General features: G+C 33.6%; 11 protein-coding genes. 8 read left to right on the top strand and 3 right to left on the bottom strand.

Annotation, left to right across the window (positions count from 1 at the left end; translation table 11 throughout):
• Positions 1 to 631: 631 nt before the first annotated feature.
• Positions 632 to 1,099, bottom strand: coding sequence for a CYTH domain-containing protein (locus ACP6PL_RS23405; protein ID WP_426547697.1), 468 nt, complete (start codon positions 1,097 to 1,099; stop codon positions 632 to 634).
• 210 nt (positions 1,100 to 1,309) lie between these two features.
• On the opposite strand from ACP6PL_RS23405, the gene ACP6PL_RS23400 reads away from it, so the two are divergent.
• Positions 1,310 to 1,795, top strand: coding sequence for a gluconokinase (locus tag ACP6PL_RS23400; protein ID WP_426547696.1), 486 nt, complete (start codon positions 1,310 to 1,312; stop codon positions 1,793 to 1,795).
• A 97-nt stretch (positions 1,796 to 1,892) separates the two neighbouring features.
• Here the strand turns inward: ACP6PL_RS23400 and ACP6PL_RS23395 are convergent, their stop codons facing one another.
• A complete protein-coding gene (locus tag ACP6PL_RS23395) occupies positions 1,893 to 2,414 on the bottom strand; it encodes a DUF937 domain-containing protein (RefSeq protein ID WP_426547695.1) in 522 nt (173 codons plus the stop codon).
• Positions 2,415 to 2,503: 89 nt separating this feature from the next.
• Positions 2,504 to 3,484 carry a carbohydrate kinase family protein gene (locus tag ACP6PL_RS23390; RefSeq protein ID WP_426547694.1) on the bottom strand — a complete coding sequence of 327 codons (981 nt, stop codon included), beginning with the start codon at positions 3,482 to 3,484 and terminating at the stop codon, positions 2,504 to 2,506.
• Between the two features lie 236 nt (positions 3,485 to 3,720).
• Between ACP6PL_RS23390 and pedR the strand changes: the two genes are divergently transcribed.
• From pedR to phnD, 7 genes are all read left to right on the top strand, one after another.
• Positions 3,721 to 3,984: a photosynthetic electron transport-dependent transcriptional regulator PedR gene (gene pedR, locus ACP6PL_RS23385; RefSeq protein WP_426547693.1), complete on the top strand. Its 264-nt coding sequence runs from the start codon at positions 3,721 to 3,723 to the stop codon at positions 3,982 to 3,984.
• A gap of 699 nt (positions 3,985 to 4,683) precedes the next feature.
• Positions 4,684 to 4,962, top strand: coding sequence for a hypothetical protein (locus tag ACP6PL_RS23380; protein ID WP_426547692.1), 279 nt, complete (start codon positions 4,684 to 4,686; stop codon positions 4,960 to 4,962).
• 452 nt (positions 4,963 to 5,414) lie between these two features.
• Positions 5,415 to 6,308 carry a sulfotransferase family protein gene (locus tag ACP6PL_RS23375; RefSeq protein ID WP_426547691.1) on the top strand — a complete coding sequence of 298 codons (894 nt, stop codon included), beginning with the start codon at positions 5,415 to 5,417 and terminating at the stop codon, positions 6,306 to 6,308.
• A gap of 143 nt (positions 6,309 to 6,451) precedes the next feature.
• Complete coding sequence (locus ACP6PL_RS23370) at positions 6,452 to 7,909, top strand: hypothetical protein (protein ID WP_426547690.1); 1,458 nt, start codon at positions 6,452 to 6,454, stop codon at positions 7,907 to 7,909.
• A gap of 613 nt (positions 7,910 to 8,522) precedes the next feature.
• Positions 8,523 to 9,368 (top strand): hypothetical protein, encoded by an 846-nt coding sequence (locus ACP6PL_RS23365; RefSeq protein ID WP_426547689.1) that lies wholly within the window; start codon positions 8,523 to 8,525, stop codon positions 9,366 to 9,368.
• Between the two features lie 260 nt (positions 9,369 to 9,628).
• Positions 9,629 to 10,387, top strand: coding sequence for a cobalt-precorrin-6A reductase (locus tag ACP6PL_RS23360; RefSeq protein ID WP_426547688.1), 759 nt, complete (start codon positions 9,629 to 9,631; stop codon positions 10,385 to 10,387).
• A gap of 510 nt (positions 10,388 to 10,897) precedes the next feature.
• Positions 10,898 to 11,896: a phosphonate ABC transporter substrate-binding protein gene (gene phnD / locus ACP6PL_RS23355; RefSeq protein ID WP_426547687.1), complete on the top strand. Its 999-nt coding sequence runs from the start codon at positions 10,898 to 10,900 to the stop codon at positions 11,894 to 11,896.
• Positions 11,897 to 12,801 lie beyond the last annotated feature (905 nt).

Raw genomic sequence — 12,801 nt, 5'->3', positions numbered from 1 at the left:
CTTTAAACCTGAATTATTTAATTAATAATTAATAATTAATAATTATTCGGTAAGACTTTTACAGTAATACTTTCAGACTTCAACGCAAATTGTTTTTGGGAAGAACTTTGTACTCTCCAGTTTTTTCTAGTTTTATCAAAAAAATAAAGTTAAGAATTTAACTTATGATTTCTAACTTAGTTAAATCCTCTTTTCTTATCTATCCTCTTTTAAATAAAATAAATAGTTTATATGGAGAAATAGTAGTAGACTGATATACGTTAAATTTTTCTTGAGAAAAGTGACTTAATTTCCATTAAATAACGATTAAATGGAAGAAGTTAATGCACTATTTTAGATCTTTCAGTCCAGTAAAATGAAAACTATTCAGGTAAAATATCTAAATTAAATAAGCCTTATGTTGCCTAAATAATTAAGGTCGAAAGCCTCTCCTTTTAACGAGGAAGGAAAAAGACAAAAATTATTTTAGTACATTCTCCTCTTTTAAGGAGAGGTAATTATTAATTATTGAACAACCTGACTCCACAAAAATAAAAACACTCTTGCCTATTACTTCTTACCCAACTGCCGATAAAATTAGCACTTCTAACATTTTTTTACCAATTTTATATAACCTACTTACTTCTCAATCCTAAGACCAATTTTTCCACGGATTTTTAGATAAATTAGAATTAGAATATCTCCTATCGTGAGATACTTCTTCTCCTATCCATTCGGGTAATTCAACTTTCTGATTCTCATCATTAAGTTCAACCTCAGCCATAATTAAACCTTGATTTTCCCCAGCAAACTCATCAACTTCCCAAATAAATTCACCATGATAAACCTTATACCTAACCTTTTCAATTAAAGGTGAACTACATAAACTATTCAACATCTCTTGAGCATCTTCAAGGGGAATTTCGTACTCATACTCCGATCTAGAATTACCAAAACTAGGTCCTTTAATAGTTAAATAACCTTTATCCCCTGCCACTCTCGCCCTTAATGTTATACCATCTTCTGTAGACATATAACCTTGACGATACACTTGCCCAACAGCGTTATTTCGCCATCCATTGCCTCTAACTAAAAACTTGCGTTCTATCTCTATTGCCATTTCAATACTTCAGAAATCTTGAGAATTAACATTTAGTATATAAGCATTCAACAGTCAGCCATCAGCTATATTACCTTTAAAGAAGGAAAAAAACAATTGAGAGATTTCCAAGAATTATGTAAAAATGTAGTAGAAGTTAAATGAATGAATCAAGCATTCATTAAAAAGCTGAGAGCTAACTGCTAATAGCTGAATGCTTACTTTAGTATAATGATTATAATCATCATGGGAGTTTCTGGTTCTGGTAAATCTACTATTGGAGAATTACTTGCAAAATCTCTAGATTGGGATTTTTTTGATGCAGATTCTTTTCATCCCCAAGCTAATATCAAAAAAATGAGCAGTGGAATTCCTTTAAATGATGCTGATCGAATTCCTTGGTTAGAAAAAATACGAAATTCAATTGATGAATGGTTAGTAGATAATAAAAATACCGTATTAACTTGTTCCGCTCTTAAACAAACTTATCGTTATTACCTTATAACAAACACAAAAAATGTCAAAATATTTTATTTACAAGGGTCTTTTGATTTGTTTGCCCAAAGACTAACAGCTAGAAAAAATCACTTTATGAAACTTGAGATGCTCCAGAGTCAATTTGATGTTCTTGAGGAACCAAAAGAAGCAGTAATAGTAGATGCTGCAAAATCTCCAGAAGAGATTGTCAATTATATTAGGAAAAACTTATATAAATAGAATTTCTCTATGTAGTAAATTCTAGGTATTAGGTAGTAAGTGAAAGATGTCATTTTATTAACATACAACCTCACACCTAATAACTAAAACCTTTCCTTTACTTCAAAAAACGACCTGCCATACCCATCACATCAGCAATATCAACATCTCCATCTCCATCAGCATCCAAAAAACTATTTAAAACATTATTAGATGCTTGTTCAGGGTCTTGATTGTTATTGCCAGTTTTTAATAAATTGAGAATTACTGGAACTAAAGCAGGTAGTAAATTCTGAATTTGTGAAGCATCAAAACCTGTTTTTTCCGATATACTTTGAACAATATCAGTAATTTGACTAGAGGAAAATAGAGAAGCAACCGCTAGTGGGTTAGGAGTTGTACCTGCAAATTGATTGATAATTTCTGCAACGCCTGTACTACCTGACTCCTCTCGCTTTTGTTGCAGAGCTGAACGTACATAACCGCCCAAAATTGACATAGTAGCTTGAGTTGCGCCAGCATCTCCTCCTAGATTACCGCTGAGTTGCTGCACTGTGCCAAGAATATTACTTAACTGACTATCACTACCCTCTTGAGCAGGATTATTAATAGCACCGACAATTTGATCGAAAAGTCCCATATTTTTTAACTCTAATTAACTTTTGTCAGTTGTTAACAAACAGTTCAGAGAGTATTTTAGCCTCACTGAACTCTTCTATATTATCCATTTTACTCATTTAAATAGCTACCTAAAAAATTTTCTACTTCATCAGCAGTAGGTTGAGCTGTAATAGCTCCTACTTGAGTAGCAGTTAAAGCCCCCACAGCACTAGCATAAGTAACAATTTGTTTTGCTACCCCTGGTTGTTGTAGACGGCGAATACCATATTGGCGCAATTGATGTATAAAACCTGCCACAAACCCATCTCCTGCACCAGTAGTATCTAGAATATCCAATGAAAAAGCAGATACATTTCCTTCATTTTCTGACAAGTAATAAGCACAGCCTTGATTACCTGCAGTTACTAATGTACCTTCTACCGAATCTAATCTGTAAGTAATCGCACCAGGGTCAGTAGAATCAAATAGCCACTCAGCTTCTTCTATAGAAAGCTTGACAAAATCAACTCTTTTTAGTAATGAATGTATCAGTCCCCTGGCATCATCAGGATTAGGCCAAAATGAAGGACGCCAATTGACGTCTACCATAATCTTAAGATGATATTGGTCAGCCAAATCAAGGGCTTGATAAATAGTTTGTCTAGTTTCAGGATAAGCTAGTCCTAGAGTTCCTAAGATTAAAAATTCACCATTTAAAAACAAAGATTCTGGCAGCAGTTCAGCTTTAAGGTGGGTATCGGCAAACTCTGTTGTTGGATGTTCTCCAAAACCAGCAAATTCACGCTCTCCAGTTGTGGAACGTAAAACATAAACCTTTCGTGTTGGTGCATAAGGATGTCCCTGGATACCTGAAGTATCTACCCCTATCTCTTGTAAAAGTTGTACCAGTTTTTTACCTTCTGAATCCTCACCCACAGAGCTAATCAAGGTGGCAGAAGTACCCAACTTGACTAAACCACAGGCAACATTAGCAGGTGCGCCGCCAGGGTAGGTTGTCCAAGAGTCAACTTGATTTAAAGTTTTATCAGGTTGGTCTGCTAGACAATCAAATAAAATTTCACCAAGGCAGATAGCATAGGGATGGGTCATATTGATTTAAGTATCTGAAAACTATAAATTGGTAATCAAAAATAGGAAATAATTAAAGATTTTGATGACTACCAAAATCAAAAATTTCTTTAGATGTTAATCATAAAAAGAAATTTATTCCACTTTCTAGAGACTTTCCTGTACTTTTACCACTTAATAGATTGTCATTAACGTAATTTTTGTCAAGATGTCTCTAAAATTATAATTAAGCAGATATACACATATAGGAAAAAGTTATGACTAGTTGTAAGTCTCAAACGCATATATCCCTTTCTGAAAGAGAATTGCAAGTTCTAGAGCTAGTAGCAGATGGGTTGACCAATGAAAAAATTGCTGAGAAGCTAGAAATTAGTAAACGAACCGTAGATAACCATATTAGTAATATTCTCAGTAAAACTTCAACTCATAATCGAGTAGAACTGGTCCGATGGGCTTTACAGTGGGGCAAAGTATGTTTGGATAATATTAATTGTTGTAATGTAGAACAGACAATTGAATAGTTGCTACATTATAAATTTGGAGAATTTTTTATCTTAATAAATGTCGTCAGAGGAATCTAGTAAGTCCCCAATGGGGTTAGCAGCGAGATGAATGACGACCAACAAATAAATTCAGTGATTTGATTTGATTAAATAGCTATTAACAAGTCATGTTACCATCGCAATAGTGCATTTGCTCCTCAGGTATTTAGGGTTAACTAATGAAATTAAATAGTTGGACAATATTAGAAATAATTATAAATTTTAAGTAATATAATTCTGATAGCTGTCTAACTAATTACCACAAGTACATGACCAGTTAAGATGAAATCTTTTATAATGCTTGTGGTTATACTGCTGACAGAAACTTTAATGCTTTTGTCAATTATGAAAACTATGTATATCAGTAGGTGGAGTTCCCAAACTCAGCACTTCTAATACAAATACAAAAAATAGGATTGCTATCAACACAGTGGGAGGACATCACCTCTGCTAAAACTGTGGTTAGGGTTTCCCTGGCTGAATAATCCCGCATTGTCGCACCATGCGCAACGTCGGGAGTATGTCAAGCCCGATCTCGAATATAAGTTACAGACTGCGCGGTCAGTGGTCTTGAGTGAAACAGGAACTGAGCTACCAAAACTCAAGATATCATTTTGGGTAAGTTTAGTAGAATTGATTAGCCAACCCAAAATAATCCCTCAATCGGTAAATACTAGAATGGAGACTGCGAAACACAAACAACAACGTTATCAATTGAGCTGTAAGGGACTACCACTCGCAGTCTATCGAGAAGTAGCAGCTCATTTGCGCCAAGTAGGCAAAGTACAAGTGGGTTTATTTTCTCCTAATTCCTCAGAGCTATTTGACTACAACAGAAGCCAAGTAGGAGGATTATGGTTAGAGTATGCTGAAGATGCTGAAGATGCTGTTCGTCAAAAAGTAGACCAAATTTTGGCCTATTATGAGGAAATATTTGGTCATTGGGAAGAGAATTAAATTTTAGCTAGGGTTTGCTGAAAAAGTCTTATGGGTGAGGGTAGAAGTCAGGAGTCAGGAGTTAGGGGAATTAAAGAGGATGTAGTCTGAAAATTGTCCCTAAATTTTTTCACCCTTGTCTGCTCAAAATCCTCAGATTTTAAGCTTAAGGGACCAAAAAGCTTGCACTTTTTTCGCACACGAAAAGGCTAAAGCCTTTATATATAAATGCTTTTATATTTAATCAGCAAGCCCTAGCTAGTCGTGATAGAAATGTATATTGGTTAAATACGAAGGAGTAATCAAAGTCTCCTATTTTGATTTTTTTAGTAATTATTCCTCTTAATATCTAGCCTTAAACTTGCTATAGATATCAAAAAAAGTCTTAATTTTTACTAACAGACTATATTTTTGTCATTATTAAAAATATAGTCTGTTAGTATGTAATTATTATCTATTATCGAGTATTTATTATGTCTCAATCTCAACTACCTAATTTTATTATTTTTGGTTCTACTAAATCAGGTTCTACTTCACTTTGTAACTATCTCCTTCAGCATCCAGATATTTTTATTAGTGAAAAGAAAGAACCTAATTTCTTCTTATATGATGAAGGTAGTACTATTACCAATAAAAATGGAAAAACCATAGTCTATACTATGGATTGGTATAAATATTGGTTTAGAAATGCACACCAGAAAGCTATTGGAGAGGCTTCTGTATCTTACATAGCTGATGAACAAGCTCCTATTAGAATAAAATCAAGATTACCTAATGTTAAATTAATAGCTTTATTACGCGATCCTATTTCTCGTGTCTACTCTCATTATCTATATTATAAAAGAAGTAATAAAGAAGCGGTTGGATTAGATTTGTTAAAAGCAATAGAGAATGACCAAAAAATAGGTTCTCCCAAAAAGTATTTTGAAAAAGGATTGTACTACTATTACCTAAAAAATTATTTTGAGATATTTGATAGTAAAAATATTAAGCTTTTCTTATTTGAAGATTTTACCTCAGATCCTCTAAAGGTTGTCAAAGATATATTCACATTTTTAGATGTAGATAGTAGCTTTGTACCTATTGTTGGAGCTAAAGATGCTTCTTCAGGAATCCCAAAAAATAAGACTATTTACAATTTTATTTATAAAGATAATTTTCTCAGAAAAGCTTTACGTCCAATTGTGAGAACTTTATTTCCTAACCGTGAAAAAAGAAGAACATTGTGGACAAATTTAATAAATCGAAGTTTATCTCGCCCTTCTCTAGATTCAGAAACCAGAAAAATCTTATTAGAGATGTACAAATCTGACATCATAGAATTACAACAACTAATCAACCGAGATTTGTCAAAATGGTTGTCTTAATTCAACCAATCGCAAGAAATAAAAGTATTATTTTATTGCTCCTCGTTAGCTTTCTTGAGAACTGACTGAATATCGGGCAATAAACAGAATTAAATTATAAGAATGCTGAACTCATTAACTACTCAAACATCAGAGATGTTACTATGCCACCAATTCCATCTTATTTAATACCTCTAATAATTATATTAGTAATTGTACCATCTTTTGTAGCTATCTTATTAAGGATGGTACTTTATTTTGACTTAGCAAATCAGGGAAATAAAGTTAGGAGACTAATTAATCAGCAGTCAGTAAATAGGCCAAGATTTATCGAATATTTAGAAGGCAGATTTGCTGATGCTAGCAGTAAACTAGAACAAGTTAATACTGGGGCATTAATAGATCAAGTTTACACTAGACAGCGATTATTAGGATTAGTTTCTTATGAACAAATAGAATATTTTTGTCGGATTTTACCAAATCTACTTGTATCTTTTGGATTATTGGGTACTTTTGTAGGTATTACTATTAACTTAACTTCTCTGAGCCAGACAATTAGCGATACTAATGCTACCGATGTTAGTAGTTTACTCAAGGAATTAGAAGTACCATTACAAGGTATGGGAATTGCTTTTACTAGCAGCTTAGTAGCAATATTATTTAGTGCTGTAGTTACATCAGTTAATTTGATTTTCAATACTAAACTTGCCAAAAGTAGATTAATAAGTTTACTAGAAGACTATTTAGATAATGTATACTTACAAACCATCGAAGGTCAAACTCAGCTTGACAAAGTAGTAAAAGCTGTCGCCTATTCCTTTGAAGGATTTTTAACAAAATTTGGTCAAACAGTTAGAGTAGGAGTAGAGTCAGCTCTACAAGATAAAATTCAAGAAATTTATAACGCTAATGCTACTACAAGTAAATTAGCAGAGCAGACATTTGTAAGATTAGGAGAAGCTGCTGCTACTGTTGCCAAAAGTTCTAAAGATTTTCAGATAGCTTCTGATAGATTTCTAGAGGTAGCACAAATATTTGAACATAGTCAGTTTCCGCAAAAATTAGCTAATTCTACAGCAGAATTAGCCAATATTCAAAGTAATTTTTCTCAGTCAACTTCTACTCTAGCTGCTGCTGTTCAAGCAATTGAGATAGTAGTAATTGAACTCCAGGGATATAGCAAGAGACTAGCTAAGTTCGGAGAACAAATTACTAATAATAATCAAACTTCATTAAGACTCTTAGAATCTCATCAAAGTAATCAACAATCTTTTGCCGAGATGATTAGGCAATTACAGGAAGCGTCACAAAGTTTTCATTTAGCTGTGGGTAATTTGGATGCTTTACAAAGAAGAGTAGTATCTAAAGCGGATAATTTAGAGGAAGTACAAATTCAAATCAAAACTTTAGCAGATGCCTTGAATAATTCTACAGATGGTATTAGCCAGAGTATTAAATCTTTAGGAGACCAAATCAATAAAGGTATGAGTACCCAAGCTAATATTAATAATTCTCATTTAAGTGTCATAGCGACAAATTTACAGGAATATATAAATCAAATGCATGCAACTAAAAATGAAATTCATCGTCTGACACATATTATTGATAAACTAGCAAATTGATAGGTAAATCAGTTATTCAGTTTTTACCAAAACTATATAAAAAAACAACTATTTTTTAGGCAAAATAGCAATATTATTTGAGTTGTGATATAGTCTAATATCAAATCCGGTTAAATACTTATTATATGGTTGGCGGGATGGGGGGATAGGGAGATGGGGAGATGGGAAGATGGAGACCAACCCCTAACTAATCTCCGGTGGGGAATTTAGCTAGATATCTATTAAAGTAATTGAAAAAATTATAAACACATATCCTATGACCAGATTCCATGTGCAATTAACCGGATTTGATATAAAGTCTTAGGGAACACTGGTGACTAATAGTTGTTTTTTTATCTACAGCATACTCCCTATTCGTAACCATTCAGCAGTCAGCTATCAGGTAGCTTCCTGGGTCGGAACTGCGTTAAAAGCTTGATTACTTTTAAAGTAATTGAGAGATTTCAAAGAATTAAAAGTTACTGTAAAAGTCCATTATTCAACCTTAATAGTCTATCGAACTATATACTTCATTTTCATTGCTCAGACCTGACTGCTAATAGCTTTTTACACAGCATTCCGGAACGGAAATTCTTACCCCTATTCCCTACTCCCTATTTTTTTATATTTAATTATGCGTCATCGTTCACGAATTATTGAGGATAATAGCGACCTAGAAATTTGGCCAGCTTTTACAGATTTAATGTCTAATTCTTTTATGATATTAAGTTTGTTATTACTATTAGCTATTATTAAATCTCTGTTTATAGAATCAATTTCTGATGCTAATCAAAATCGCGCTATTCAACTACAACAAGAGATTAGTAGTTTACGAAATCAACTGCAACAAAAGACGAATGAAGCGACAGGTTTACAAGGACAAGTTGGGAATTTACAAAACCAAGTTACACAACTTCAAGGATTAGTAACTACTTCCAAAGATAAGTTGGAACAAAAGTCAAATAGGGTAACAGAATTAGAAACAGAAATTGAAAAATTGAAGTCTCCACCTGTAATTGTAATTAGAGATTCCCAGTCTCGGAGATTTGAATCAGGAAGTGCCGAAATATCAGGAGATTTAAAAGGTTTTATCGAGGAAGATTTAGTTCAGCAAATTGAGAATTTTGCTAAAGAATATCAGGGTTATGTTGTTGAAGTAATTGGTCATACTGACGGTCAAGTAAATAAAGGAAGTATTAGTAATTTAGATACCCAGTTAGAACAGGTTGCTAAGGGTAATGGAGCTGTTAGTAGTTTAGCAGCAGGATCGAATGCAGATTTAGGTTTGATGAGAGCTTTAGCAGTGGTACAAAGACTGCAAAAAAATCCTCGTCTGCAAGAATTGGATTTAAAATTTAAAGCTTATTCTGCTGCACAATTATATAATCCCACTGGAAATTATGCGGGGGCAAATAGAAGTCCAGATCAGAGTCGGCGACGGATAGAAGTGCGGTTTACTCCTAGTGCAGTAGAGAGATAGTATGAATGAATTTAGAATTTATGAATTTAAAGGAAGAAGGAAGAATGAAGAAGTAAGAAGGAAAGTACATGAGTCTATAGATCGATACCTTATGAATTTTGGTCTTATCTGAACCGTATTACCTTTTAACTATCCTTTATAAACATATTTCTTAATATAAAACTTGGTAAAATACAGAAGTTATGTGTTTGCAATTAAATCGAGATTTCAGAACAGTAAATGTATTTAAAAATAGGATCTCCTGATAACTGATAACTGAAATGACTATGGCAAAACACAAACGAGTGCTAATTCTTGGTGGAATTGGGGATAGCTTGAAACTAACTGCTTTAGCTTCTACTATACCAGGGTTGGAGGTAATAAACTCTCTTGCGGGTCGCACTCGTCAACCTGTTATGACGTCCACTCCTACAAGAATTGGCGGTTTTGGTGGTGTGTCTGGGTTGAAAGATTATATACGAGCACAGCAAATAGATTTGTTAATTGATGCAACCCACCCTTTTGCAGATAAAATTTCCTGGAATGCAGCGATCGCTACTTCACAACTAAATATTCCCCGTTTAATGTTAGTTCGTCCTGCTTGGAAAAAGATTGAAGGCGATCGCTGGTTAGATGTTAAAAGTAACGAAGTTGCTGTGAAGGTTTTACCAGAATTAGCTTCACGAATATTTCTGAGTATTGGTAGGCAAGAATTAGTAAGTTATGCTCACCTCAAAAATATCTGGTTTTTAATACGAGCGCTCGATATACCACAACCAGATAGTTTAGTACCTCCAGGAAAAATACTGACTGAGCGGGGACCTTTTTCTCTGGAAGAAGAGCGATCGCTTTTGCAAAAGTATAAAATTGAGGCGATCGTCAGTAAAAATAGTGGTGGTGATGCTACCTATGCCAAAATTATTGCTGCACGAGAATTAGGAATTCCAGTGGTGATGATACAACGTCCGTCTCTTCCTGAAGGAGAACAAGTTAGTGATGTGGAGAGTGCAGTTTCTTGGCTGAGAAATTATAGTGATTAATTATCCGAACCTAAAACATAAACAACATAAAAAAACGTTTTCGTACTGCTAGAGCGATCACTATATTGACAAAGTGATTTTTATCTGTTTTACCCGGGAAGTCGAGCAAAGTTATTTAGATGTGCCAAAGTAGTTTATAATTTAAGTTTTATATCAAAAAAAGTCTTGTTATATGTCATTCGTCAGTAATTATCTCTCAGTAAAATTGGCAAAAATTAATACCTGAAAACCATTGCTATGACGACCTGTAATGTTTATTATTGGTTTGGTAGCGATCGGTAACTTTTAAATCATAATTCTTAGTTGGTAAAGCTTAACCAAAACTTAAATTTATTTTAACCAAAACTTAAATTTATTAAGGAATAATATTTAACATTTTGAAGAAACCAACTACAAATAAATATTTGAGGTGGTTTTGTATCTAAGCTTCTTGGTCTCCAAGACCATACAGAACTGATGCCTACTACTTACAACTGACACTCACTCTAAATTAACATATCGAACAAGATTATGGACAGACGTAAATTTGTTAAAAATTCATCTCTATTTGCTGTATCATTAGCAGGAGCAAAGTTAGCTAATTTAACTTTCTCATCTCAAACATTAGCTCAGGTCAAAGAAATAAAATTTGGAATTATTTCTACCGAGTCTCAAACCAATCAAAGACCAATTTGGGAACCATTAATTAAAGCATTTTCTGATTCTATTGGTTTACCAGTTAAGGCATTTTATGTAACTCAATATGTGGCAGTAATTGAAGCAATGCGAACTGGCAATATTCATCTAGCTTGGTATGGAGGAAAATCCTATATTGAAGCTGCCAAACGTGCTAATGCTGAAGCCTTTGCTCAAACAGTAGATACAGAAGGTGGTAAAGGTTATTACTCTCATTTAATTACTAATAAAAATAACCCCATAGTTGCTGAAGCTAAAGCAATGGGAGGTGATAAATATACGATCAAAAATGCTGCAAATTTAACTTTTGCTTTTAATGACCCGAACTCTACATCTGGCTTTTTGGTGCCTAGTTACTATATTTTTGCTCAAAATGGAGTTGACCCGAAAAAAATATTTAAACGTTTAGTTTTTTCTGGGAGTCACGAAGCAACAGCTTTAGCAATAGCTAATAATCAAGTAGATGTGGCTACTAACAATAATGAATCTTTAGATAGACTACAACAAACAAATCCAAAAGCAAGAGCTAATATAGAAACTATCTGGACTTCTACTTTAATTCCTAGTGACCCCATAGCTTATCGTAAAGATTTACCAGAAGATTTAAAACAGAAAATTCGTAATTTCTTTTATAACTTTAAAGATCCCGCAGTTCTCAAACCTCATGGTTGGTCTGGGTTCGATCAAGCAAACGATAAAACTTGGAACCCAATTCGAGAATTAGATATTGCTAAACAAATTTTGGAGTTGGAAAAGAAGGAAAATTTGAGTGCTGAGGATAAACAGAAATTAGAACAATTACGTCAACAATTGCAAACTGTAAAAAGCACCTAAAGCTGGAAAAAACCAGAAGATATAGCGCTACGCGCAAGTCAAAAGCGAGTGCGTAATTCTGAGGTCTCCATTTCCTGCGGAAACGCTTCGCGAACAGAATTTAAGGCGCACATCTGACAGTCAAAAGTTAAAAATAATGCCTAACTAAGTTTGAGGGTTTTAGTGTTCTATTAACCATAATGCGTAGTGCTATATATTAAGTTGTTTATGGTAGATTCAGGGGGAATGATTAAAAAAAATCCTAATAATAATATTGCTATCTACTGTAACCTCACAAAATTCCATAATACCAATTTGATAAATGTTGCTACAATTTATTGAGTAGGGGAAGGGGGAGTGCTTACAAGAGTAAGTTTTTTATCTTTGATGTAAAAGAAGTGTGGGGAGTATGGGTAGAGGGAGAAGTTTTGAGGTATTTTTTGTATAAAAAAGTACAGTTTAGTTTAGATTTTATACTGAAGAAAAATGATCGCTCACCCCTTTGTTAAAAACTTATATCATGTCCGGTTGAATAGTGATAATTAAAGCTTGTAGTTGGGCTTCAGCCAGAACTTTAGATAGGGCTAAAGCCCAACTACAAACAAAAACTTTTTTATCACTGATTATCCGGACTTGATATTACTCCTGTAAAGTAAGGCAGTGCAGGAGACGTAAAACATGAATAATTAATAATAACTAGCTAATAATTACCAAAAAGGTCATTTTACCTGTATTAATTACTTAATGATTGAAGTTTTCTCTAAGTATTAAGTAGGTATGCGCGAATAAACGTCACTATGTAACGAAATGTTAAAGCAGTTGAAACTCTTGAGATTGCTTCCTTCCGCTTCGCTCCAGTCCCAATGACATACCTTTCATTAATTGATAATTGATAATGGATAATTGATAATTACCTCTGGTTAAAA

Origin of the sequence: Dapis purpurea BLCC-M126 (genome assembly GCF_050015975.1) — a bacterium.
Lineage (GTDB): Bacteria > Cyanobacteriota > Cyanobacteriia > Cyanobacteriales > Microcoleaceae > Trichodesmium.
Note: the sequence above shows the minus strand (reverse complement) of the source record. Positions and strands in the feature narration are given on the sequence as shown.

What these genes read in the sequence shown, in the direction of transcription:
- ACP6PL_RS23405 (WP_426547697.1), bottom strand. Translation starts at nt 1,099, where the DNA reads ATGGCAATAGAGATAGAACGCAAGTTTTTAGTTAGAGGCAATGGATGG.
- ACP6PL_RS23400 (WP_426547696.1), top strand. Translation starts at nt 1,310, where the DNA reads ATGATTATAATCATCATGGGAGTTTCTGGTTCTGGTAAATCTACTATT.
- ACP6PL_RS23395 (WP_426547695.1), bottom strand. Translation starts at nt 2,414, where the DNA reads ATGGGACTTTTCGATCAAATTGTCGGTGCTATTAATAATCCTGCTCAA.
- ACP6PL_RS23390 (WP_426547694.1), bottom strand. Translation starts at nt 3,484, where the DNA reads ATGACCCATCCCTATGCTATCTGCCTTGGTGAAATTTTATTTGATTGT.
- pedR (WP_426547693.1), top strand. Translation starts at nt 3,721, where the DNA reads ATGACTAGTTGTAAGTCTCAAACGCATATATCCCTTTCTGAAAGAGAA.
- ACP6PL_RS23380 (WP_426547692.1), top strand. Translation starts at nt 4,684, where the DNA reads ATGGAGACTGCGAAACACAAACAACAACGTTATCAATTGAGCTGTAAG.
- ACP6PL_RS23375 (WP_426547691.1), top strand. Translation starts at nt 5,415, where the DNA reads ATGTCTCAATCTCAACTACCTAATTTTATTATTTTTGGTTCTACTAAA.
- ACP6PL_RS23370 (WP_426547690.1), top strand. Translation starts at nt 6,452, where the DNA reads ATGCCACCAATTCCATCTTATTTAATACCTCTAATAATTATATTAGTA.
- ACP6PL_RS23365 (WP_426547689.1), top strand. Translation starts at nt 8,523, where the DNA reads ATGCGTCATCGTTCACGAATTATTGAGGATAATAGCGACCTAGAAATT.
- ACP6PL_RS23360 (WP_426547688.1), top strand. Translation starts at nt 9,629, where the DNA reads ATGACTATGGCAAAACACAAACGAGTGCTAATTCTTGGTGGAATTGGG.
- phnD (WP_426547687.1), top strand. Translation starts at nt 10,898, where the DNA reads ATGGACAGACGTAAATTTGTTAAAAATTCATCTCTATTTGCTGTATCA.